Annotated in this window: 19 protein-coding genes; 7 read left to right on the top strand and 12 right to left on the bottom strand. The window is 59.9% G+C overall.

What is annotated here, in order from left to right; all coding sequences use genetic code 11:
* Position 1: 1 nt before the first annotated feature.
* Complete coding sequence (gene leuS, locus BLT55_RS17785; RefSeq protein ID WP_055000009.1) at positions 2–2608, bottom strand: leucine--tRNA ligase; 2607 nt, start codon at positions 2606–2608, stop codon at positions 2–4.
* A 309-nt stretch (positions 2609–2917) separates the two neighbouring features.
* On the opposite strand from leuS, the gene BLT55_RS17780 reads away from it, so the two are divergent.
* Both BLT55_RS17780 and BLT55_RS17775 read left to right on the top strand, forming a co-directional pair.
* Positions 2918–3268, top strand: a complete 351-nt coding sequence (locus BLT55_RS17780; RefSeq protein WP_007251069.1) for a hypothetical protein — start codon at positions 2918–2920, stop codon at positions 3266–3268.
* A gap of 118 nt (positions 3269–3386) precedes the next feature.
* Positions 3387–4157, top strand: a complete 771-nt coding sequence (locus tag BLT55_RS17775) for a YdcF family protein (protein WP_055000010.1) — start codon at positions 3387–3389, stop codon at positions 4155–4157.
* Positions 4158–4202: 45 nt separating this feature from the next.
* Here the strand turns inward: BLT55_RS17775 and lnt are convergent, their stop codons facing one another.
* The 5 genes from lnt to miaB all read right to left on the bottom strand — a co-directional run bounded on the left by lnt (position 4203) and on the right by miaB (position 9651).
* On the bottom strand, positions 4203–5723 hold the full coding sequence (gene lnt / locus BLT55_RS17770; RefSeq protein ID WP_055000011.1) for an apolipoprotein N-acyltransferase: 1521 nt from the start codon (positions 5721–5723) through the stop codon (positions 4203–4205).
* A 41-nt stretch (positions 5724–5764) separates the two neighbouring features.
* Positions 5765–6607, bottom strand: a complete 843-nt coding sequence (locus BLT55_RS17765) for an HlyC/CorC family transporter (RefSeq protein WP_055000012.1) — start codon at positions 6605–6607, stop codon at positions 5765–5767.
* A gap of 5 nt (positions 6608–6612) precedes the next feature.
* Entirely contained in the window at positions 6613–7113 is a 501-nt protein-coding gene (ybeY, locus tag BLT55_RS17760; protein ID WP_007251065.1) for an rRNA maturation RNase YbeY, read from the bottom strand.
* On the bottom strand, positions 7106–8128 hold the full coding sequence (locus BLT55_RS17755; protein ID WP_054086322.1) for a PhoH family protein: 1023 nt from the start codon (positions 8126–8128) through the stop codon (positions 7106–7108). The genes ybeY and BLT55_RS17755 overlap by 8 nt, the downstream gene beginning before the upstream one ends.
* A 194-nt stretch (positions 8129–8322) precedes the next feature.
* On the bottom strand, positions 8323–9651 hold the full coding sequence (gene miaB, locus BLT55_RS17750; RefSeq protein ID WP_055000013.1) for a tRNA (N6-isopentenyl adenosine(37)-C2)-methylthiotransferase MiaB: 1329 nt from the start codon (positions 9649–9651) through the stop codon (positions 8323–8325).
* 130 nt (positions 9652–9781) lie between these two features.
* On the opposite strand from miaB, the gene BLT55_RS17745 reads away from it, so the two are divergent.
* The gene (locus BLT55_RS17745) at positions 9782–10108 is read left to right on the top strand and encodes a DUF1820 family protein (protein WP_003313868.1); all 327 of its coding nucleotides are present in this window, start codon (positions 9782–9784) and stop codon (positions 10106–10108) included.
* A gap of 42 nt (positions 10109–10150) precedes the next feature.
* Here BLT55_RS17745 and BLT55_RS17740 read toward each other — a convergent pair whose 3' ends face one another.
* The 4 genes from BLT55_RS17740 to BLT55_RS17725 all read right to left on the bottom strand — a co-directional run bounded on the left by BLT55_RS17740 (position 10151) and on the right by BLT55_RS17725 (position 14051).
* Positions 10151–10699 (bottom strand): tetratricopeptide repeat protein, encoded by a 549-nt coding sequence (locus tag BLT55_RS17740; RefSeq protein ID WP_074800720.1) that lies wholly within the window; start codon positions 10697–10699, stop codon positions 10151–10153.
* Positions 10700–10995: 296 nt separating this feature from the next.
* Positions 10996–12279 carry a glutamate-1-semialdehyde 2,1-aminomutase gene (gene hemL / locus BLT55_RS17735; protein WP_055000014.1) on the bottom strand — a complete coding sequence of 428 codons (1284 nt, stop codon included), beginning with the start codon at positions 12277–12279 and terminating at the stop codon, positions 10996–10998.
* A gap of 333 nt (positions 12280–12612) precedes the next feature.
* Complete coding sequence (gene thiE, locus BLT55_RS17730; RefSeq protein ID WP_055000015.1) at positions 12613–13230, bottom strand: thiamine phosphate synthase; 618 nt, start codon at positions 13228–13230, stop codon at positions 12613–12615.
* A gap of 23 nt (positions 13231–13253) precedes the next feature.
* Positions 13254–14051 (bottom strand): hydroxymethylpyrimidine/phosphomethylpyrimidine kinase, encoded by a 798-nt coding sequence (locus BLT55_RS17725; protein WP_007251059.1) that lies wholly within the window; start codon positions 14049–14051, stop codon positions 13254–13256.
* 364 nt (positions 14052–14415) lie between these two features.
* Between BLT55_RS17725 and BLT55_RS17720 the strand changes: the two genes are divergently transcribed.
* The 4 genes from BLT55_RS17720 (at position 14416) to BLT55_RS17705 (ending at position 20411) form a co-directional block, all read left to right on the top strand.
* Positions 14416–16410 (top strand): 7TMR-DISM family protein, encoded by a 1995-nt coding sequence (locus BLT55_RS17720; RefSeq protein WP_055000016.1) that lies wholly within the window; start codon positions 14416–14418, stop codon positions 16408–16410.
* A 124-nt stretch (positions 16411–16534) separates the two neighbouring features.
* The gene (locus tag BLT55_RS17715; RefSeq protein WP_055000017.1) at positions 16535–18184 is read left to right on the top strand and encodes an acyl-CoA dehydrogenase family protein; all 1650 of its coding nucleotides are present in this window, start codon (positions 16535–16537) and stop codon (positions 18182–18184) included.
* Between the two features lie 18 nt (positions 18185–18202).
* Complete coding sequence (gene amn, locus BLT55_RS17710) at positions 18203–19699, top strand: AMP nucleosidase (RefSeq protein ID WP_162234961.1); 1497 nt, start codon at positions 18203–18205, stop codon at positions 19697–19699.
* Between the two features lie 79 nt (positions 19700–19778).
* Positions 19779–20411, top strand: a complete 633-nt coding sequence (locus tag BLT55_RS17705) for an rRNA large subunit pseudouridine synthase E (RefSeq protein WP_007251054.1) — start codon at positions 19779–19781, stop codon at positions 20409–20411.
* A 13-nt stretch (positions 20412–20424) separates the two neighbouring features.
* Here BLT55_RS17705 and BLT55_RS17700 read toward each other — a convergent pair whose 3' ends face one another.
* Both BLT55_RS17700 and BLT55_RS17695 read right to left on the bottom strand, forming a co-directional pair.
* On the bottom strand, positions 20425–20904 hold the full coding sequence (locus BLT55_RS17700; RefSeq protein WP_007251053.1) for an Lrp/AsnC family transcriptional regulator: 480 nt from the start codon (positions 20902–20904) through the stop codon (positions 20425–20427).
* 399 nt (positions 20905–21303) lie between these two features.
* The gene (locus tag BLT55_RS17695; protein WP_055001182.1) at positions 21304–22728 is read right to left on the bottom strand and encodes an IS1182-like element ISPsy6 family transposase; all 1425 of its coding nucleotides are present in this window, start codon (positions 22726–22728) and stop codon (positions 21304–21306) included.
* Positions 22729–22747: the final 19 nt, after the last annotated feature.

The raw sequence follows: 22747 nt of genomic DNA, 5'->3' as shown, positions 1-22747 counted from the left end.
ATCAGCTTGCGACGATGTTGACCAGCTTGCCAGGTACGACGATCACCTTGCGAATGGTCAGGCCATCAGTGAAGCGCAATACGTTTTCGTTGAGGCGTGCGGCCGCTTCGACTTCTTCACGGCTGGCACTGGCGGGCATTTCGATATGGCCGCGCAGCTTGCCGTTGACCTGAATGACCAGTTGCAGGCTGTCCTGCACCAGCGCACTGGCATCGAAAACCGGCCAGCCTGCATCGATGACGGGTTCGCTATGGCCCAGCTCGGTCCACAGCTCATGGCTGATGTGCGGCGTGATCGGTGCCAGCAGCAGAGTGACCGTTTCCAGGCCTTCCTGCAGCAGCGCACGGTCTTGCGGCGTAGCTTGCGGGGCCTTTTCCAGCACATTCATCAGCGTCATCACTTGCGCGACAGCGGTGTTGAATTTCTGGTTCTGGCCAATATCCTGGCTCGCCTGCTTGATGGCCTGATGGATCGAACGGCGGATCGCCTTTTGCTCATCGGTCAACGCAGCAATGTCCAGCACGGTCGCCGGACCTTGAGCAACATGGCTCTGGGCCAGACGCCAGACGCGACGCAGGAAGCGATGCGAACCCTCGACGCCCGAGTCGGACCATTCCAGGCTCATGTCAGGCGGGGAAGCGAACATCATGAACAGACGGCAGGTGTCTGCGCCGTACTGATCGATCATGGTCTGCGGGTCGATGCCGTTCTTCTTCGACTTCGACATCTTTTCCGTGCCACCGATTTCCACCGGCAGACCGTCGCTGGTCAGCGTGGCGCTGATGACCTTGGCCTTGGCGTCTCTTTCGAGGGTCACGTCGGCCGGGTTGATCCAGGTCTTCTTGCCGCTGGTTTCCATGCGGAAATAGGTTTCGGCGTTGACCATGCCCTGGGTCAGCAGGTTCTTGAACGGTTCGTTCGAGGTCACCAGGCCTTCATCGCGCATCAGCTTGTGGAAGAAGCGCGCGTAAAGCAGGTGCAGAATCGCGTGTTCGATACCGCCGATGTATTGATCGACCGGCAACCAGTGGTTGGCCGCGTTTGGCTCGACCAGACCACCTTCGTAATGCGGCGAGGCATAACGTGCGTAGTACCAGGAGGACTCGACGAAGGTGTCCATGGTGTCGGTTTCACGCTTGGCCGGTGCGCCGCATTTCGGGCAACTGCACTCGTAGAACTCAGGCATGCGCGCCAGCGGCGAGCCGGCGCCGTCGGGTACGACGTCTTCCGGCAGCACGACAGGCAACTGGTCTTCCGGGACCGGCACGTCACCACAGGTGTCGCAATGCACGATCGGGATCGGGCAGCCCCAGTAACGCTGACGGCTGATGCCCCAGTCACGCAGACGGAACTGGGTGCGGGACTGGCCCAAAGATTTCTTGACCAGCGCAGCTTCGATAGCATCGAACGCGTCCTGTAAATTCAGGCCGTTGAATTCGCCGGAATTGATCAGTTCGCCGTGTTCGCCATACGCAGCCTGCCACGGTGCAGGCGTTTCATCGCCCGCGCTGGTGCGTACAACCGGCTTGATCGGCAGGCCGTACTGGGTGGCGAATTCGAAATCACGCTCATCGTGCGCAGGTACCGCCATGACGGCGCCGTCGCCATAGTGCATCAGCACATAATTGGCGACCCACACCGGCAGTTTTTCACCGGTCAGTGGATGTTCGACGAACAGCGAGGTCGGCTGACCTTTCTTGTCCTGCGTGGCGACATCGGCTTCGGCGACGCTGCCGCCCTTGCATTCATCGATGAACGCTTGCAGTGCAGAGTTGCCTTGCGCTGCGAGGGTGGCCAGCGGGTGCTCGGCGGCAACGGCGACGTAAGTCGCGCCCATCAGCGTGTCAGGGCGAGTGGTAAACACTTTAAGCGCGCCGGCTTCGCCAATTGACGCCTGATCGTAGGGGAACTGCACTTCCATGCCGCGCGATCTGCCGATCCAGTTGCGCTGCATGGTCTTGACCTGTTCAGGCCAGCCCGGCAACTCGTCGAGGCTTTCCAGCAGCTCGTCGGCGTAGGCCGTGATCTTGAAGTAGTACATCGGGATTTCGCGCTTTTCGATCAGCGCCCCGGAACGCCAGCCACGGCCGTCGATGACCTGCTCGTTGGCGAGTACGGTCTGGTCGACCGGGTCCCAGTTGACGGTACCGTTCTTGCGGTAGATCACGCCTTTTTCGAACAGGCGAGTGAACAGCCATTGTTCCCAGCGATAGTAATCGGGCTTGCAGGTAGTGACTTCGCGAGACCAGTCGACCGCCAGACCCAGGCTCTTGAGCTGGTTCTTCATGTAGGCGATGTTTTCGTAGGTCCACTTGGCCGGTGCGACATTGTTGTCGATCGCGGCGTTTTCCGCCGGCATGCCGAACGCATCCCAGCCCAGCGGTTGCAGGACATTCTTGCCCAGCATGCGCTGATAGCGGGAGATCACGTCACCAATGGTGTAGTTGCGCACATGGCCCATGTGCAGCTTGCCGCTCGGGTAAGGAAACATCGACAGGCAATAGAACGTGTCCTTGCCTGGCTGTTCACTGACTTCAAAAGACTTTTGCTCATCCCAGAAGGTCTGGACGGCGGCTTCGATTTCGCGGGGCTGATAGAGTTCGTGCATGGCTACTTTTTGCTAAAGATTAGTGACCCTTGACCCCTTCGTTGCTTTGCCGAGTCAGGTTGGCACCGCTTGCCGGACAATTGTATCTGTCTGTGCGGTGCGTTCGGGCTCAAGCGCGCGGAAGTGGAATTACAGGAAGCGCCGTAGCATACATGAGGGCCGTCTACCGAGGGAAACCCTGATTGCCTCTCGCGAAGGCAAAGCCCGCCTGACCGCTCTATCTGGCCGTTGGTCGCAGCCTCCGACCTGTTTTTAAAGCGGCGCTAAGCTCAACCCGAGGGTGATGATTATCTTCGAGGAGGTGAGCGGATGACAGAGTTGCAGCACGTAGTCAGCACATCCGAGCTGTATGGGCGTTTGATCGATCGTCTGGGGCTTGCCCTTGAAACGGCGAGCACATCGGTTCGGCTGCGCAACGAGTCGCCCGCCGAGCTTGAGCTCAAGGGCTTGAGTTCGGCCGAGTTCGAGCTGATAGAGGCCTATCTTGAGAAGGATTCTGTGATGGCGCACAACGCTTTCACGACTGCGTCAGCGGCCACTGAGGCGATTGTGCCGGAGCATGACCGATTGCTCAGGGCTCCGAGGCAATCAGCGACCATTATCTGGCTGAAAGACAAGCGGCGGGCTAAAGCCTCTCTCAGATTAGGCCGCAGCAGCTAGCGCCCCATGCCTGCTTTCATACGCAGGCGCGCGGGACTGTTTGCTTGCCAGGCGTTGCCTGGACATTGTTGTCAGGCTTCAAACATTTTAGGCTGCGGGCATCTCTGGAGATGCCCTGATGCCGTTGCGCTATCTGCTCAAAACCCTGTTGTTGCCGCCTGGCATCCTGTTTCTGCTGCTGCTCGCTGCCTGGTGGCTGCGTCGTTCACGTCCGCGTCTGGCGGCTGGCTGCTTTGTTCTCGGGCTGGGCGGGTTATGGTTGATGAGCCTGCCCGTGGTCGTGGAGTTTTCCGCCCGCCAACTGGAGCAGGTGCCGCCCTTGCCGCAGCGACAATGGGCAATACTGGCGCAGCAGGCTGACGCGATTGTGGTGCTTGGTAACGGTCGCGAGCGCAATTCACCCACTTGGGGCGCCGATACACCGACCGGTCTCGGGCTGGAACGGCTGCGGCTGGCGGCGCGCCTGGCGAAAGAATCCGGTCTGCCGATCCTGACCACCGGCGGTTTGCACTTTGACCAGCCGCCGAGCGAGGCGGCCATCATGGCGCAGTCGCTGCAACAGGACTTCGGTGTGACCGTGCGCTGGCAGGAGGGATTGAGTCGCACGACCTGGGAAAACGCCACCCTGACCGCCAACGTGTTGCAGCCGTTGGGTATCAAGCGCGTGGTACTGGTCACGCAGGCCTGGCACATGCCGCGGGCGCGCTGGAGTTTCGAACAGGCGGGTTTCACGGTGGTGGGCGCGCCGGTCGGCTTTCTTGGCGTAGACAATGCCCGGCCTTTCGGCGGCTGGTTGCCGGAAAGTCGGGTATTTACGCAGAGTGGGGTGCTGCTCAATGAAGCGGCAGGTTTGCTGGTTTATCCATGGATCTACAGGAGCGGCCATTGAACGGGAGTAGATCCCGCCTGAGAACAGGCGGAATCGGCTTTGTGCTCAGGCCGTCTTGGAAATCCGTGCCGCCATCAGCGCCCAGCCAAACAGCAGCAGGCAGACAATCGCCAGTGGCCACGAACGCCAGTGCAGGTAAGGCGTGAGTTCATGCATCGGCACCACTTCGCCGTACAGCACGCCGCGTTCGAATTGCGGAATCTGTACCGTGATTTTGCCGAACGGGTCGATCAGCGCCGTCACGCCATTGTTGGTGGCGCGAATCATCCAGCGGCCCGCTTCAAGCGCGCGCATCTGGGCCATCTGCAAATGCTGCAAAGGGCCGATCGAGGTGCCGAACCACGTGTCATTGCTGACCGTCAGCAGCAGGTCGCTTTGTGCTGAAAGGCCCGCAGCGAACTCCGGATAGACCACTTCGTAGCAGATGAACGGCGCGATCTGATAACCCTTGGCCTGCAACAGCGCCTGATCGTTCGGGCCGCGTGCGAAGTCCGACATCGGCAGGTCGAAGAACGAGATCAGCCCGCGCAGCAGGTCTTGCAGCGGCACGTATTCACCGAACGGAACGAGCTTCTGCTTGTAATAGGTGCCGTCGCCCTGACCCGTGACCGTGATGCCGTTGTAATAACGGTACTCGCCACGCCCGTTCGGCTCGCGCACCGGAACCCCGGTAATCAGCGCCGCGCCCCGGTCCGAGGCAAACTTGCCCATCATCGACAGGTAACCTTCGGCACTCTCCTTGAGCACCGGGACTGCGGTTTCCGGCCAGACGATCAGATCGGCCTGTCGGGAGCGAAAGGTCATGTCCCGATACAGCGCCAATTGATCATTGAGCTTCTGCGGGTCCCATTTCATGCTTTGTTCGATATTGCCTTGCAGCGCCGCGACTTTCAGCGGCGGGCCGGACGGTGACGTCCAGGCATGATCCTTCAGTGCCAACCCTGCGATCCACGGTGCCAGCAGCAACAGCACGGCCATGGCCAGAAACGATGTGCGCGCCCGCAAGCGGTGCAGGTTGCACAACAAGGCGGCAGTCAGGCCCAGTGCAAACGAGATCAGCCATACGCCACCCACCGGGGCAAGCCCGGCCAGCGGTCCGTCGAGCTGGCTGTAACCGGAGTAAAGCCACGGGAACCCGGTGAGAAACCAGCCGCGAAACGCTTCCTGGCCCAGCCACAGGGCAGCAAACGCGAGCGCGTCGGCCAGCGGGGCTTCGTTGCGGCGTAACCAGCGCGCCCAGACAAAGGCGGGCAGGGCGAAGAACAGCGCGATGGCGGCGATGAACAGCAGCATCAACAAGCCCGCCAGCAACGCCGAAGCGCCGCCGTAGGTGTGGATGCTCACGTAGATCCAGCTGGTGCCCGCGCCGTACAGGCCGAAGCCGTAGCACCAGCCGCGAGCGAGGGCCTGGCGCGGGCTCAGCTCGCGCAAACCCAGATAGAACATCGCTACCGCCACCAGCACCAACGGCCAGAGGTCGAAGGGCGCCAAGGCCAGGGTCGTCAGTCCGCCAGCCGCCAGGGCCAGCAGGTTACCGGGCCAGCCGGGGCGGGTTATCCAGCGCATGTAAATTCCTTAGAGCGACATCAGGTGTTTGCGGACAATGATTACGGACGTGAAATAGGGCTCACGCGCAGCAAGTGGATGCGACGGCTGTCAGCGCTCAGGATGCGGAAACGATAGGCGCCGATCTCGGTGATTTCGTTGCGCTTGGGCAGATGACCGAAGGCATTCATCACCAGGTCGCCGACCGTGTCGAACTCGTCGTCGGAAAAGCTGCTGTCGAAGAACTCGTTGAAGTTCTCGACCGGCGTCAGGGCCTTGACCAGGAAGTCGCCGCTGGGCAGCGGTTTGATGTAGCTGTCTTCCTCGACGTCGTGCTCGTCTTCGATATCGCCGACGATCTGTTCCAGCACGTCTTCAATGGTCACCAGACCGGCCACACCGCCGTACTCGTCGATGACGATGGCCATGTGGTTGTGGTTGGCGCGGAATTCACGCAGCAGCACGTTGAGGCGCTTGGACTCGGGCACGAAGGTGGCCGGGCGCAGCAGCTTCTTGACGTCATCGCTGTCGCCGTCGGCCTTGAGGATCAACGGCAGCAGATCCTTGGCCAGCAGCACGCCGAGCACGTCGTCGTGGCTCTCGCCGATCACCGGGTAGCGCGAGTGCGCGGCATCGATGACAGCGGGCAGGAATTCGCGGGGTGTCTGGGTGGCCCTGATGCTGATCATCTGCGAGCGCGGCACCATAATGTCGCGTACTTGCAGGTCAGCCACCTGAATGGCCCCTTCGACGATGGCCAGCGCTTCACTGTCCAGCAGTTTGTTCTGGTGGGCTTCGCGCAGCAGCTCAAGCAGCTCCTGGCGGTTTTTCGGCTCATGGACAAAGGCCTGGGTGAGTTTACCCAACCATGACTTTTGTCCGTTGCTCGATCGGTCTTCGCTCATAGCCCTTACTCGTGGTCCTTGCTGGGTGTGTCTGAATGTGGGAGGTCGGCGCTTTCGTCGTCGGCGTAAGGATCGGGGTAGCCCAGCTCCTCAAGCAACGTTCGTTCCAGCGCTTCCATTTCTTCGGCTTCTTCATCGTCGAGGTGGTCGTAACCCAGCAGATGAAGGCAGCCATGAATGACCATGTGCGCCCAATGCGCATCGATCAGTTTGCCTTGTTCCGCCGCCTCGCGGTTCACCACCGGCACACAGATGACCAGATCACCCAGCAGCGGGATATCCAGCATGTCATCCGGAACATCGGCCGGGAACGACAGCACATTGGTCGCGTAGTCCTTGTGCCGCCAGGTGTGATTGAGCTCACGGCCTTCGGTTTCGTCAACCAGCCGGATCGTCAGCTCGGAATCGGCACTGCGCTGGCGCAGGCCCATCTCGCACCACAGGCGCAATTGGTCTTCACGGGGGGCTGGCGTTTCGCTCGCAACCTGCAGGTCCAGCTCAAGCATTGCGATTCTTGTCCCGTGAGTAACCGTTGTTGCCCGACGGGCCATCGCTGAGCTGGTCATCGAAGCGCTCATAGGCTTCAACGATGCGCTGCACCAGCGGGTGGCGAACTACATCCTTTGGCTTGAAATGCGTGAAACTGATGCCTGGCACGTCCTTAAGCACATCGATGACATGCGTCAGGCCCGACCGGGTGCCCTTGGGCAGGTCGACCTGAGTGATGTCGCCGGTGATCACGGCGGTAGAGCCAAAGCCGATACGGGTCAGGAACATCTTCATCTGCTCTACGGTGGTGTTCTGACTTTCGTCGAGAATGATGAAGCTGTTATTAAGGGTGCGTCCGCGCATGTAAGCCAGCGGTGCCACTTCAATAACCTGTTTCTCGATCAGTTTGGCGACATATTCGAAGCCGAGCATCTCGTACAGCGCGTCATACAGCGGGCGCAGGTACGGGTCGATTTTCTGCGCCAGGTCACCCGGCAGGAAGCCGAGCTTCTCGCCCGCCTCGACGGCCGGTCGCACGAGCAGGATACGGCGTATCTGCTCGCGTTCGAGCGCATCGACTGCGCAGGCGACGGCCAGATAGGTCTTGCCGGTACCCGCAGGGCCGATGCCGAAGTTGATATCGTTGCTGAGGACTTCCTTGACGTAACGCTGCTGATTCAGGCCGCGCGGGCGAATCATGCCCTTTTTGGTGCGCAGCGAGACGCCGACTTCGGCGGCAGGGTGATTGTCGAGGCCGTCAACGCCTGATTCCTGAAGAAACAGGTGAACCATGTCCGGCGTCAGCTCGGTACCTTTGGTTTCCCGGTACAGGCGGCGCAGAAGGTTTTCGGCGGATTGGGTTTGAGTGGTCGCGCCAATAAGCTCGAATTGATTGCCGCGATTGCGGATCTCGATGTCCAGGCGTTGTTCGATCAGGCGCAAGTGCTCGTCGAGTTGCCCGCACAGATTGGCGAAACGATGGGCCTCGAAAGGTTCGAGGGTGAAACGATGAGGTTCTATGGGTGCGTTCAAGGTTTTTTAATGGCCGTCCGGCGGCAATTGAGATGTGTTGAAGAATACCTCTAGCGGTGGTCGTGCGAAAGCTTTGCCTTGTTACAGGCCGCGCTGGAGGTTTCACCGTGCTCAAGAGTAGGGACCGCGCAGAAACGAATTCATTCGGATCTTCGTCTCTGCGCGGGACGCGAGGCTCATGCAGCCACGCAAGGTTACTGTAGCAGCGAGCCACGCAATGAGTGCGGTTGCGCGTCATCGATGTGCACGTCGGCAAATTGCCCGATCAGTTTTGGATTATTGCAGCGGAAATTGACGATCCGGTTGTTCTCGGTCCGGCCTTGAAGCTCGCCGGGGTCTTTTTTCGAGTAATCGGTGACCAGAATGCGCTGGATGCTGCCGACCATCTGTCGGCTGATCTCGAAACCCTGTTGGTTGAGGCGATGCTGCAAGGCGGCCAGCCGCTCTTTTTTCAGGGCTTCCGGCGTGTCGTCTTTCAAATCGGCGGCCGGTGTGCCGGGGCGCGGGCTGTAGATGAACGAGAAAGAGAAGTCGAAACCCACGTCCGCGATCAGCTTCATGGTGTTGTCGAAGTCTTTTTCGGTCTCGCCGGGGAAGCCGACGATGAAATCGGAACTGATACTGATCCCCGGCACTGCCGCCCGCAGCTTGCGCAGTCTGGACTTGTATTCCTGCGTGGTGTGGTTGCGCTTCATCGCCGCCAGAATGCGGTCCGAGCCCGATTGCACCGGCAAGTGCAGGTGCTTGACCAGCTCCGGCACTTCGGCGTGAGCCTGGATCAGGCTGTCGGAGAACTCGAGCGGATGCGAGGTGGTGTAACGAATGCGGTCGATACCGTCGACTGCGGCAACGACGCGGATCAAATCGGCCAGGTCCGCGACCCGCCCGTCATGGGTGGTGCCGCGATAGCCGTTGACGTTCTGCCCGAGCAGCGTGACTTCACGCACGCCGTTCTCTGCAAGGTGGATGACCTCGCTGAGCACGTCGTCGAACGGGCGGCTGACTTCTTCGCCGCGGGTGTAAGGCACCACGCAGAACGTGCAGTACTTGCTGCAGCCTTCCATCACCGACACGTAGGCGCTCGGGCCATCGACGCGCGGCTCAGGCAGGTGGTCGAATTTTTCGATTTCGGGGAATGAAACATCGACCTGCGGCAGGCGGGTGATGCGTGCCGCGTCGATCATTTCCGGCAGGCGGTGCAGGGTCTGCGGGCCGAAGACCACGTCTACATAGGGCGCGCGGTCGCGGATGGCCGCGCCCTCCTGGCTGGCAACACAGCCGCCGACGGCAATCACCATCTCCGGGTTGGCCAGCTTCAGCTCACGCCAGCGGCCGAGCTGCGAATACACTCGGTCCTGGGCGCGTTCGCGAATCGAGCAGGTGTTCAGCAGGATCACGTCGGCGTCTTCCGCGCGCGCGGTGACTTCCAGAGCCTGATGTTCGCCCAGCAGGTCGACCATGCGCGAGCTGTCGTACTCGTTCATCTGGCAACCGTGGGTTTCGATGTAAAGCTTTTTGGCCATGCGTGATCATCAACCGATTCAGTGAACCGCGCATTATAGGGACGAAGGGCTCGGGTTCCTAGCGTTGGCTGTCTGATGGACATGCTATAGTCCGCGCCCCTTTTTCATCTCTGATCGTTACCCGCCCGTTATGACCAAACGCGAAGCTCCAATCTACAAGGTGATTTTTCTCAACCAGGGACAGGTGTTCGAAATGTACGCCAAGCAGATCTATCAAAGTGATCTGTGGGGCTTTCTGGAAGTGGAAGAGTTCGTTTTCGGCGAGCGCACGACCGTTGTGGTAGACCCGAGCGAAGAGAAACTCAAGGCGCAGTTCGAAGGCGTGGTGCGCAGTTTTGTGCCGATGCATTCGATTGTGCGCATCGACGAAGTCGAGCGCATGGGCACGCCGAAGATCAGCGAGGCGCGCGGCACCAGCAACGTGATGCCGTTTCCCATGCCGATGCCGGAAAAATAGATAACGGGGAACTGAACAGCGATTGCCCTGAGCGAAACCGGATCAGGGCAATAGGGAGAACGGACTGCGACCTTCGGCGGTTTGCAGTTCGAGCAGGTACTTGCGGAAAATCTGGCTCAGTACCTGAGTGGCAACTTCCAGTTCATCGCGCTTCATCTTCGCCGATACTTCGTCGGCAGCGTCCAGCGCATCTTCCGAGCCATTGACCGCAGCCATTTTCAGCACGATGTACGCCTGAATGTTATTGGCCTGCACGCCCTCGCCACGGCTGAACATCAGGCCCAGTTGATACTGCGCCTGGGCATGGCCCTGCAAGGAAGCCTGTTCGAAGTAATTCAGCGCCTGCGGCAAATCGCGAGGTGCATTCTTGCCCTCGTAATAGAACTCACCCAACTCGTATTGCGCCTGCGCATCCCCACCCTGAGCGGCCTGCTGACAGGCTGCGAGGGCAGCGGGCAGGTTTTCGGGCTGAGTATTCAGGGTGCAACGGCCCATCGCCGGGACTAGCAACGAGTTGCCGCCGGCAGTCGCCAGCAGGGGATAGACAAGCAACAGGCAGCCCAATACAAGGGTGCGGCCGGTGCGGTTCATGGGAGTCGACTTACCTCTGAAAAAGGTGCGGGCAGGCCCGACCAGCTAAACGTGCTGGCTGCGCATTATGAAATAAGCAGAGCCAACCTTACAAAGTCTTTACGGATTTTCTGCTGCGCGGCTGCGAAATAACCTTGTTTACCAGGCTGTGACCCGAAACAAAACTTCCAGCAACCCCGCGTTTGCAGTTATCGCAGTGCATTGTAGAAGGAAAATACGGGGTTATCGCGCTGTTTCATGTGTGGACATCACAGGTGCCGGTTCAATGACACCCGGCACACGTGAATCCGGCGGGTTTATTTCAGAGCGGCAAAGGCCTTTTCAGCAGCATCCAGGGTGAGTTGCAATTCGGCATTGCCATGGGCAATGGAAGTGAAACCAGCCTCGAACGCGCTGGGCGCCAAGTACACGCCGCCGTCCAACATCAAGTGGAAGAAACGTTTGAAGCGCTCTGCGTCGCTGGTCATCACGTCTTCGAACGTAACGATTTCGCGCGCTTCGCTAAAGTACAGGCCGAACATACCGCCCGCCTGAGTGGTCACGAACGGAATGCCGGCGGCGTCGGCGCGCTGCTGCAGGCCTTCGAGCAGGCGACGGGTGTAGTCGCTCAGTTCAGCGTGGAAGCCTGGACGGCTAATCAGGCGCAGGGTGGTCAGGCCAGCGGCCATGGCCAGCGGGTTGCCGGACAACGTACCCGCCTGATAGACCGGGCCGAGCGGGGCGATGTGCGACATGATCTCGCGCTTGCCGCCAAAGCAGCCGACCGGCATGCCGCCACCGATGATCTTGCCGAACGTGCTCAGGTCGGGTTTCACGTCGTAATAAGCCTGCGCGCCGCCAAGGGCCACGCGGAAGCCAGTCATCACTTCGTCGAAGATCAACACCACGCCATGCTCGTCGCACAGAGTGCGCAGCCCTTGCAGATAGCCCGGCGCAGGCGGTACGCAATTCATGTTGCCAGCCACGGGTTCGACGATGATGCAGGCAACTTCCTGACCGACTTCGGCCAGTAGTTCACGCACGGCATTCAGGTCGTTGAACGGTACGGTCAGGGTGTGTTTGGCGAACGCAGCCGGCACGCCCGGTGAGCTTGGCACGCCGAGGGTCAGCGCGCCGGAACCGGCCTTGACCAGCAGGCTGTCGGAATGGCCGTGGTAGCAGCCTTCGAACTTGATGATGCTGTCGCGGCCGGTGAAACCACGGGCCAGACGAATCGCACTCATGGTCGCCTCGGTGCCCGAGCTGACCATGCGCACCATTTCCATGGACGGCACCAGTTCGCAGACCAGATCGGCCATTTCGGTTTCCATCGCGGTCGGCGCGCCATACGACAGGCCGTGCTCCAGTTGGCTGCGCACGGCGTCGAGCACGTCCGGATGGCTGTGGCCGAGAATCATCGGGCCCCACGAGCCGACGTAGTCAACGTAGCGTTTGTCGTCTTCGTCAGTCACGTAAGCGCCAGCAGCATGCTTAAAGAACAGCGGCGTGCCACCCACACTCTTGAAAGCGCGAACCGGCGAATTGACACCACCGGGGATGTGTTTTTGGGCGTTGGCGAACAGTGTTTCGGAACGGGACATGATCGGGTCTCTGCTTTGAAACGGGGAATTCGTGTCTACGCTGGGGTCAGCCGAGGCGGGCAGCTTCAAGGCGGGCTGCTTTATTGAGTGGCATGAGCCAGAGCAGGCGTAGGAACGCGCACTATATCAAATGCTGCGCACACATATGACTCTCATGCCAATGCTTCGAGCATGTGAGCACGAGTCTTGTGGGAGCGAGCCGGGCGACGCTTCGCTTGCTCTGGAAGGCGGACTGGCATCAGCATAAATCTTCGGCGGTCCCAAGGGCCTCTTCGTGAGCAAGCTCACTCCCACATGGGCACCGAATTACCTGGCTCCCACAGCGATTCCGCTCTACAGCAATGCCATAAACGCTTTCGCCCGGCGGGTGACTTCCTGAGTGCTTTCGGCACCGAACAAGCCGTGAACCACGGCAAGCAAATCCGCGCCGTGCTCGACCAGCTGCGGGGCGTTTTCCAAGGTGATACCGCCGATCACGGCGATGGGCAGGTGGACCTTGGCGCGAACCTGAGCGATAAGGTCCAGCGGCACCGCCGGTGCGCCGGGTTTGGTCTGGGAGTTGAAAAACCTGCCGAACGCTACGTAGGTCGCGCCATCGGCCTTGGCGCGTTCCGCCAGCTCCAGCTGGCCGTGACAGGTCGCCCCGACAATCGCCTTGTGACCCAACAGTGCGCGGGCATCCGCCAGCGAGCCGTCGGTCTGGCCCAGGTGCACGCCGACGCCCAATCGTGCAGCCAGTTCGGCATCGTCGTTGATGATCAGACGGGTCTTGTAGCGCTCGCACAGCTTGAGCAGTTCAGTGGCCTCGCGCAGGCGGCGCGAGTCATCGCCGGTCTTGTCACGGTATTGCAGCAGGGTAACGCCGCCATCGAGTGCCGCTTCAACGTAGGAAAGAAATTTCCCGCTCAGCAACTGGCTGTCGGTAATGGCATACAGGCCACGTAGTTTCATCAATCAAGCCCCATGGCAGCGTGTTACGAACAAAAGTCCAGTGGCAGACGACGAGGCACAAATTGCCCCTTGCCCAGCTGTTCGGCGTCACGCAATGTTCGCCAGGTGTAATCCAGCGCCGACTTCACGGCGCTGACCAGTTCTTCGCCCTGCGCGATACGCCCGGCTAGCGCGCTGGCCAGTGTGCAACCCGAGCCATGATAGCTGCCCGGCAAACGTTCGCAGACAAAGGTGTGCGTCTGCCCGTTGCGCACGTACAGGCGGTTGTGGATCTGCTGTTCGTCGCCATGCCCGCCGGTGATCAGCAGGTGTTCGCAGAAGGGCAGCAGCTTGTGCGCGCATTCATCCGCAGTGCCCTCCGGCAGCTCCGCCAGAATGCGTGCTTCAGGCAGGTTCGGCGTGGCGATGATCGACAGCGGCAGCAGCCGTTCACGCATGGCGTAACCGACTTCATCCTTGCCCAGCGTTCCGCCGCCCCCGGCCCGCAATACCGGATCGCAGACCATCGGCAGATGCGGGTGAGCCAGCAGCAGTTCGACCACCGTGTCGACCATCTCCAGAGAACCGAGCATGCCCAGCTTGACGGCTGCCACACATGAATCGTTGAGAACGGCGTTGGCTTGAGCCATCACCCATTCACGATCGAGCACCCGGAAGTCACTGACATTCACGGTGTCTTGCACGGTCAGCGCGGTAATCGCCGGAGCGGCGTGGCAACCCTGGGCGAGCAGGGCTTCTATATCAGCCTGCAAACCGGCACCACCACTGGGATCGTGGCCGGAGAGGCAGAGGACAACGGGGCGGGAGCTATAGATATTCATGGTGTGCGAGCTTATCACTAACCTTTCGTAAGCCGCTTGCCGGCCCCGCTTTTTATTGCGCGGATCAATGGCTCAGGCTTGTCCCGATTCCCGTACGGACCGGAAAAAAATTTCATGTTTGCTTTGAAATGGCCGATATAGAGCTATTGCTTTGATTTTGAAGACGATAATGGCTTTAAGCTATTAGCGGCTATGCTTCACCGGTGAGGCAGAATGTAGCGAGTTTGTAACTTCTCTTGTGCTGAAGCCTGCCTGTTCACGTTAAAAGGTCTGTTTTGAATCATTAGCCTGTTTCAAGGATAGAAATTAGCGGACGTCGTAATCAACGGATGGATTGAAATCGACGACCTACCTTGGGGCTTCAATGCGCTATCTGTTGATCATTCTGGCTCTTTGGCTGCCGTTGCAGGTGCACGCGGTCGAGTTTGATGAGAGCACCCGGTTCATGCCTCTGGGGCGTGCCATTCAGGTGTTTGAAGACAAGACCGGTGAGGCCACCATCGAGAGCGTCAGCTCTGCGGCCGGGAAAAGTGCATTTCGCGATTTGAATGCAGGCACCTTCAATGCCGGCTATTCGCAATCTGCTTTCTGGCTGAAAGTCGAACTCACCTATAACCCGGTGGACGCTCAGAAGCACAACGACTGGCTGCTGGAGCTGGCCTATCCGCCGATGGATCGCATCGACTTCTACGAGCCGGATGCTGATGGCAACCTGAAACTCGCCTGGCGGACCGGCGACATGCTGCCGTTCTCCACTCGTCAGTTCGCCCAGAACAACTACCTGTTCCAGCTGGATCTGCCGCCGGTCCAGACGCGCACCCTGTATTTGCGCGTCAGTAGCGCCGGGTCGGTTCAGGCACCGCTGAATCTCTGGTCCACCCACGCCTACATCGAGGCGCAACCGACCAAGATCTACGTGTTCGGCCTGATCTACGGTGTGTTGCTGGGGATGCTGGTCTACAACCTGTTCATTTACATCAGCGTCCGCGAAGCGGATTACCTTTATTACCTGCTGTATGTCGCCTCGTTCGGGCTGTATCAGATGTCGATCAACGGGGTCGCAATCGAATACCTGTGGCCTGACAGCCCGTGGTGGGCCAATGCGTCCACGCCATTTTTGATGTCAATGGCCATGCTATTCGCCTGTCAGTTCACGCGCAGCTTTCTGATGACCGCCCGTTTGAGCCGCTGGCTTGACCGGTTACTGATGGCTATTATCGGCGCGGCATTGCTGGTGATGGGCATTGCCTTGTTTCTCGTTTATGGACCTGCGTTGCGCGCTGCGACCTATCTGATTCTGACGGGAACCTTATCGATTTATCTGGCGGGTATCGTCGCCGTGGTCAAGGGCGAGCGGGTCGGCCGCTACTTTGTGCTCGCCTGGTCGGTATTCCTGGGCAGCGGCGTCGTGTTCACGCTGATGTTGCTTGGCTATCTGCCCAATACGTTCCTGACCATGTATGCCATTCACATCGGCACCGTGCTGGAAATGGCCTTTCTTTCCATGGCGCTGGCAGACCGTATCAATAACGCCCGGCGTCAGCAGGCGCAAACGTTGTTGGCAGCCGGTCAGGATCTGGAGCGCCTGAACAAGCAACTGGCCACCAGTAACCGCCTGAAGGACGAGTTTCTCGCCACCCTGACCCACGAATTGCGCACGCCCATGAACGGCGTGATCGGTTCGCTGGAAGTCATGCAGACGCTCGACATGGACGACGAAGTGGAGATGTATCACCAGACTGCGGCCAGTTCGGCGCGGGACATGATGACCATGATCAACGGTATCCTGACCCTGACCGAACTGCAGGCCGGCGTGCTGTACGCCGAGTGCGACGCGTTTGTGCTCGACGATCTGGTCGACAGACTGCGCGAGCGTTTCAGCACTGCTGCGCACGCCAAGGGCCTGATTCTGACGCTGGACCTTAACGATAAGCTGCCGCCCAGCGTGCGCGGGGATGTCGGCAAGTTGTACCAGTGTATCGAGTGCCTGGTGGACAACGCGATCAAGTTCACCCGTAAAGGCGCGGTGCAGGTGCGCTTCAGTGGTCAGCCGCAGGATCTGGAGCGCATGCACTTGCGCATCGAAGTGATGGACAGCGGTATCGGCTTCGGGCACCTCGACGAAGCCGTCCTCTATCAGCACTTCTTTCAGGTCGACGGCTCCATGACCCGCGAATACGGCGGGCTGGGCATCGGCCTGGCGATCTGCCGGAAACTGGTCGAATTGCAGGGCGGGGAACTGAGCCATCGTTCGGAGCCTGGCAAGGGTAGCTGCTTTACCCTGAGTCTGCCGGTCCTGATGGTCGTGCCGGGGGCTGTGCGCAAAACCCCGGAGCTGAAAGCCCAGTGGGGCCGTTGAACAAGCGTTGAATAAGCGCCAGAGCAATCACGCCGCTGTTTAGGCGGCTACGGCACTTTTGCCCGGGACGCGTGCGTGATTCACTGCCTGTCAGGCTGCGCGTGCTCGCAGGCAGGAGATGAACATGAACCTGAAAGCTTTCGCCGAAACCCACGAGGTGACTAACCAGCCGCCGCCGTTGGGCGAGGTAAACCTCTACCGTATCGACGTGCCGCTTCAGGAATGGAGCCAGCGCTTCGGCGCAGGCTGGGCAGAGTCGCGGATCGACGCCTATGGCGCGCTGGCGGGCGGCCCGTTGATGGAAGCAGGTTTTCTGGCCAACCGGCACAAGCCCGTCTTCGCCAGCCATGACCGCTATGGCCATCGCATCGATCTGGTCGAGTTTCACCCGGCGTATCACCAGTTGATGAGCGCCGCCATCGAGCATGGCATTCCGTCATTACCGTGGACCGATCCACAGCCCGGTGCGCATGTCGCGCGCGCCGCCATGAGTTACCTGCACACGCAGGCCGAGCCCGGGACTGGCTGCCCATTGACCATGACCTTCGCCAGCGTGCCGACGCTCAGGCTGCAACCGGATCTGGCTGAAATCTGGTTGCCCAAAGTGCTGTCCACCCGCTACGACCCTCGCAACATCGGCATTGCGCACAAGACCGGTGCAACCCTCGGCATGGCAATGACCGAAAAGCAGGGCGGTACCGATGTGCGCGCCAACACCACCCGCGCGTTCGCCGTGGGCGCAGGCGGGCCCGGTCAGGCCTACGAATTGGTCGGGCACAAGTGGTTCTGCTCCGCACCGATGTGCGATGCGTTTCTGACCCTGGCGCAGACTGACCAAGGGCTGAGCTGTTTTCTGCTGCCGCGTCATCGTCCGGACGACACCCGCAACGAGTTCTATATCCAGCGGCTGAAAGACAAGCTGGGCAACGCGTCAAACGCCTCGAGCGAAGTGGAGTTTCGCGGCGCGCTGGCGTGGATGATCGGTGAGGAAGGGCGTGGCGTGCCGACGATTCTCGAAATGGTCGCCATGACCCGCTTCGACTGCATGATCGGCTCCAGCGCCTTGATGCGTCAGGCGCTGACCCAGGCCGTTCATCATTGCGCGCACCGCTCCGTCAGTGGCCGAGTGCTCACCGAACAGCCGTTGATGCAGAACGTGCTGGCCGATCTAGCGCTTGAGAGCGAAGCCGCGCTGGCCCTGACCTTGCGCATGGGCCGGGCGCTGGATCACCTGTACGATGATCACGAAAAACGGTTGGTCCGGCTGGTCACGGCGGTGGGCAAATACTGGATCTGCAAACGCGCCCCGGCCATGATCAACGAAGCGGCCGAGTGCCTGGGCGGCGCGGGCTATGTCGAAGACAGCATTTTGCCCCGGCTGTATCGCGAGGCACCGGTCAACTCGACCTGGGAGGGCTCCGGCAACGTGCAGTGCCTGGATGTGCTGCGCACCCTGTCCAAAGAGCCCGGCGCGCTTGATGCACTGTTTGACGAATTGGGTGACGGGCACGGCAACCGCCACCTGGCGGCGCATATCAACAACCTCAAGGCTGCGTTTCAGGACACCCGCGACATCCAGTATCGCGCCCGGCAACTGACCGAAGACATCGCCGTCGCCTTGCAGGGCAAGCTGCTGCTGGAAGCGGGCAACGCGGCGGTCAGTGATGGCTTCATTGCCGGTCGGATTGCGTCCGGCGGGCGGGTGTATGGCGCATTGCCCAGAGGCGTCGAGGTCGAAACATTGCTGCGAAGGTCGTCGCCACAGGTGGCATGAGCACACGAACCCGTTACGATGCACGTCTGCCAGATCACACAGGACATAATCGTGACCCAAGCCTTTGTTGTCGTAGACACTGCCGAGCAAGCCGTCGAGCGGCTTGCCGAGCTGCATGAGCGCGCCACCAGCGCGCTGAGTCAGGCGCTCAAGCGCTACCTGAAAGACCGCGTCGAGCCAACTGCCGAAGAGCGAGCGCAGTTCAATTACCCGGAACTGCGTCTGGTCTACAAATGCCACGGTGAAGTGCCGCTGACCACTCGCGCCTACGCCAAGGTGCAACTGCCCGGCACGTACAGCGTCACCGTCACGCAACCGAAAGCCTTCAAAAAGTACCTGCTGGAGCAGCTTGTTCCGCTGATGAGCGATTTCACCGTGACGGTCGAAGTCGGCATGAGCGCGCAGAGTATTCCTTACCCCTACGTGGTCGAGCAGGGCGATGAGCTGGCGGGCACCGGCGTGACCGCTGCGGCGCTGGCGCGGGTGTTTCCGAGCACCGACCTGTCGGCCGCAACCGACGGTATTGCCGACGGCCTGTATGACTGGGCCAATGTCGATCCGCTGCCACTGGCGCTGTTCGACGCCGCACGGGTGGATTTCTCGCTGCGCCGTCTGGTGCATTACACCGGCAGCGACTGGCGCCACGTACAGCCGTGGATTCTGCTGACCAACTATCACCGTTACGTTGACCAGTTCATTCTGCATGGCTTGGAAAAACTCCGCGAAGACCCGCGTTTCGTGCGCATGGTCTTGCCGGGCAACGTGGTGGTCGACAAGAGTATGGTCGTCGACGAAGCGCAGGCGATCGTTGCCAGTGTGGTCTGGCATCGCTTTCAGATGCCGGCCTATCACCTGATCGCCGAAGACGGTCACGGCGTGACCCTGGTCAATATCGGCGTCGGCCCGTCCAATGCCAAGAACATCACCGACCACCTGGCCGTGCTGCGTCCGCATTGCTGGCTGATGATCGGCCACTGCGGCGGCCTGCGGCAGTCGCAGACCATTGGCGATTACGTGCTGGCCCACGCCTACATGCGGCGCGACGGGATTCTCGACCGCGTGCTGCCGCCGCATATCCCGATTCCGGCCCTGGCCGAGGTGCAACTGGCCTTGCAGGAATCCGCAGCGCAGATCACTGGCGAACGGGGCGAAGAGCTCAAGAATCGCCTGCGCACCGGCACCGTTTTGACTTACGACGACCGCAACTGGGAATTGCGCTGGGCACAGGAGCGACCGCTGATCAACCTGTCGCGCGCAGTTGCCGTAGACATGGAAAGCGGCACCATTGCGGCTCAGGGTTATCGCTTGCGGGTGCCTTACGGCACGCTGCTCTGCGTTTCCGACAAGCCATTGCACAGCGAGATCAAGATGCCGGGTTCGGCCAACGCGTTCTACGAACGTGCAGTCAGCCAGCATTTGAAGATCGGCATCGCCGCGCTGGACCTGATGCGCACGCAACTGAACTCGTTGCACTCACGCAAACTGCGCAGCTTCGACGAGCCGCCATTCCGTTGATGGCCGCTCGTTAATAGATTGGTATTTGCCGAAAGGGCCACTAAAGTGGCCCTTTCTGTTTTCCGATTACCGAATTCCCATGTCCCGCATTCAACGTCCCACCTCCCGTCGTCCTGCCCCCGGCCCTGCGAGTGCTGCCCGTCGCGTCGCCAAAGCACCCCCGGCCGAACCGAAACTGATCCTGTTCAACAAGCCGTTCGACGTGCTGACACAGTTCAGTGACGAAGGCGGGCGGGCCACGCTCAAGGACTTTATCGATATTCCCGGTATCTACCCGGCCGGGCGGCTGGACCGAGACAGCGAAGGCTTGTTGCTGCTGACCAATGATGGCCAGTTACAGGCGCGGATTGCCGACCCGAAACACAAACTGGCCAAGACTTACTGGGTGCAGGTCGAGGGCGAACCGAGCGAGGAGCAGTTGCAGCAATTGCGCGACGGCGTACAACTCAATGATGGCCCGACCTTGCCCGCCGAAGCGCGGCAACTGGACGAACCGCAACTCTGGCCGCGCAATCCGCCGGTGCGCTTTCGCAAGAGCGTGCCGACCAGCTGGCTGGAGCTGGTCATCAAGGAAGGCCGCAACCGGCAAGTGCGGCGCATGACCGCAGCCGTCGGGCTGCCTACCTTGCGGCTGGTACGGGTCAGGATTGGCGACTGGACGCTCGACGGTCTGGATCAGGGCCAGTATCGGGAAGTCGTCGCAAAGCTGTGAGGTCCGTGGCCGCTCAGTTGCGCAAATGAGTCAGCGGCATTTCCGTACTGGCCAGCACTTGATTGAGCACGAAGCTCGATTTGACGCTGGTCACGCCTTCGATGCGGGTCAGGTGCCCCAGCAGCAGTTTCTGGTAATGATCCATGTCCGGCACCACCACTTTCAGCTGATAGTCCGCGTCCATACCGGTGACCAGGCTGCATTCCAGCACCTGCGGCAGGTTGCGGATGTGCTGCTCGAAGTTCTCGAAGCGCTCTGGCGTGTGCCGGTCCATGCCGATCAGTACGTAGGCGGTCAGGTTCAGGCCGAGTTTCTTGCGATCCAGCAGTGCGACCTGGCGCACGATGTAGCCATCGTCTTCAAGTTGTTTGACCCGGCGCGAGCATGGCGACGGTGACAGACCAATGCGCTCGGCCAATTCCTGGTTGGAAATACGCGCGTCACGTTGCAGTTCCGCCAAAATGCTCAGGTCATATCTGTCGAGCTTGCTCACGATGCATCCCTTAATGAGTTCAATTGCGCTGGATTATTCATCTGAAGTCAAAAATTGCGCAAGTGATGTTTTAATCGGCAATATTAGCAATCTTCCGCCACCGCCTCAGGCCTATTCTTTTAAACAGAATCACTGCCCGGACACAGCGTCCAGCGCGACCCGCCCAATCAGGCCGGTCGCGGCCTCCCACCCCACCGGGTGTGCCAGGCCCCCGGGCTACATACTGTCCAGAAGACGGCATGCGGTGAGCCAACGTCAAAAGCGTTGCGCAGGACGACGAAATATCTCAAGGGGGCCTTCTCAGACTGTGTGAAAACACACTGATGAAGGCCCAAGCAAACGCCCCGACTTGTTCGGGGCGTTTTTTTTGTATTGGCAGCAGACGAAAAAAATGTCCGCTCAGCCCATCAAAGCCATCAGATGGCGCACACCGAGCACTTTAATCGCTCGTTTCAGGTTATAGGCATTCACCGCCAAGGCCATTTCAGCTTTTGTACCCTCCAGTTGTCGCAGCAAGAAACGGCCATTACCAAATAGCCATTGCTTGAGGTTGCCGAAGGGGTGCTCAACGATGGATCTTCGGTTGGCCATCATCTCAGGATGCGCCTGCATTCTTTGCTCCATCCGCTCGAAAGCCTCTTCATGGGCATGTCGTGAGACATAACGGCGCCGGGCTCGAGTGCATTGCGTTTTCAGCGCGCAGTTGGCGCAGTCATCGACCTCAGCCTGATAGATCCGATCACCTTTGTTGTGCTGTTTTAGCGTTAACCATTTGCCTGCCGGACACTGGAAACGATCGTGTCCGGTCTCATAGATAAAGTCTTTTCGCTCAAAGAGCTGCTCTTCCTGACTGCCAGGGTTTTTCGAACGATTGGGCGGTACATAGGCCGTAATCGAAGCATCCTCGCAGGCCTGAAACTGCTTGCCATTGGAGTAGCCGGCATCGGCAGTGACCGTCAGATCATCTTGCTGTAACTCTGCTTTGGCGGCCTTGGCCATCGGCTCCAGTTGCTTTCGGTCATCGCCATCTTGGGTGACCTCATGATGCAAAATCAGGCAATGCTCGGCGTCCACGACGGTTTGCACGTTGTAGGCCACACGTGGCCCTTTGGCCGTGCGCATCATTCGGGCATCGCTTTCATGGGTGTTGAACTGCTCGATGCCCATCGAACGCATCAGTGCCTGGCAACTCTGATTATCCTGTTGTCGAGCCTCAAGCTGTGCCAGGGCTACCTTGATTGCGCTGCGATCAATTGAATCTGTGGTTTCAGCCTTGTCGGCCTCATCCAGCTCGGCCAGATACTGAGCGATGCGCTTATCCAGTTTTTCTTCCTGGCGCTTGAGCTGCTTCAAATTCACATGACGCCGTGAGGATGCGACCGCCTGAAACTTGCTGCCGTCGATGGCCACCAACTCACCGGCGATCAAGCCTGCCGTGCGACAAAACCGAACGAAAGCACGGCAGGTCGCGATGAAGGCGGGTTTATTGTTCTTGCGAAAATCGGCGATGGTCTTGAAGTCGGGCTTGAGCCGGTTGATCAGCCACATCACTTCGATGTTGCGCTGACACTCGGCTTCAAGACGTCGCGATGAGCGAATCCGCTGAAAATAGCCGTAGAGGTAGAGTTTTAGCTGATCGGCGGGATCATAAGCAGGGCGCCCCGTGCTTTTTGGAATCGCTTTATCGAAGCCCAGTTGCACCAGATCGAGCCTGGCAACGTACAGGTCAATGACACGAACGAGGTGATCCTCGGGGATCAACTCTTCCAGCGAGACCGGGAATAGGCTGGTCTGGCTGCGGGACTCACCTTGGATGTAGGCCATAACGAAAAATGCTCTGTAT

The organism is Pseudomonas cannabina, from assembly GCF_900100365.1.
In the GTDB taxonomy this organism is placed as follows: Bacteria; Pseudomonadota; Gammaproteobacteria; order Pseudomonadales; family Pseudomonadaceae; genus Aquipseudomonas; species Aquipseudomonas cannabina.
This window is presented reverse-complemented; position numbering and strand designations above follow the sequence as displayed.

What these genes read in the sequence shown, in the direction of transcription:
- leuS (WP_055000009.1), bottom strand. Translation starts at nt 2,608, where the DNA reads ATGCACGAACTCTATCAGCCCCGCGAAATCGAAGCCGCCGTCCAGACC.
- BLT55_RS17780 (WP_007251069.1), top strand. Translation starts at nt 2,918, where the DNA reads ATGACAGAGTTGCAGCACGTAGTCAGCACATCCGAGCTGTATGGGCGT.
- BLT55_RS17775 (WP_055000010.1), top strand. Translation starts at nt 3,387, where the DNA reads ATGCCGTTGCGCTATCTGCTCAAAACCCTGTTGTTGCCGCCTGGCATC.
- lnt (WP_055000011.1), bottom strand. Translation starts at nt 5,723, where the DNA reads ATGCGCTGGATAACCCGCCCCGGCTGGCCCGGTAACCTGCTGGCCCTG.
- BLT55_RS17765 (WP_055000012.1), bottom strand. Translation starts at nt 6,607, where the DNA reads ATGAGCGAAGACCGATCGAGCAACGGACAAAAGTCATGGTTGGGTAAA.
- ybeY (WP_007251065.1), bottom strand. Translation starts at nt 7,113, where the DNA reads ATGCTTGAGCTGGACCTGCAGGTTGCGAGCGAAACGCCAGCCCCCCGT.
- miaB (WP_055000013.1), bottom strand. Translation starts at nt 9,651, where the DNA reads ATGGCCAAAAAGCTTTACATCGAAACCCACGGTTGCCAGATGAACGAG.
- BLT55_RS17745 (WP_003313868.1), top strand. Translation starts at nt 9,782, where the DNA reads ATGACCAAACGCGAAGCTCCAATCTACAAGGTGATTTTTCTCAACCAG.
- BLT55_RS17740 (WP_074800720.1), bottom strand. Translation starts at nt 10,699, where the DNA reads ATGAACCGCACCGGCCGCACCCTTGTATTGGGCTGCCTGTTGCTTGTC.
- hemL (WP_055000014.1), bottom strand. Translation starts at nt 12,279, where the DNA reads ATGTCCCGTTCCGAAACACTGTTCGCCAACGCCCAAAAACACATCCCC.
- thiE (WP_055000015.1), bottom strand. Translation starts at nt 13,230, where the DNA reads ATGAAACTACGTGGCCTGTATGCCATTACCGACAGCCAGTTGCTGAGC.
- BLT55_RS17725 (WP_007251059.1), bottom strand. Translation starts at nt 14,051, where the DNA reads ATGAATATCTATAGCTCCCGCCCCGTTGTCCTCTGCCTCTCCGGCCAC.
- BLT55_RS17720 (WP_055000016.1), top strand. Translation starts at nt 14,416, where the DNA reads ATGCGCTATCTGTTGATCATTCTGGCTCTTTGGCTGCCGTTGCAGGTG.
- BLT55_RS17715 (WP_055000017.1), top strand. Translation starts at nt 16,535, where the DNA reads ATGAACCTGAAAGCTTTCGCCGAAACCCACGAGGTGACTAACCAGCCG.
- amn (WP_162234961.1), top strand. Translation starts at nt 18,203, where the DNA reads ATGCACGTCTGCCAGATCACACAGGACATAATCGTGACCCAAGCCTTT.
- BLT55_RS17705 (WP_007251054.1), top strand. Translation starts at nt 19,779, where the DNA reads ATGTCCCGCATTCAACGTCCCACCTCCCGTCGTCCTGCCCCCGGCCCT.
- BLT55_RS17695 (WP_055001182.1), bottom strand. Translation starts at nt 22,728, where the DNA reads ATGGCCTACATCCAAGGTGAGTCCCGCAGCCAGACCAGCCTATTCCCG.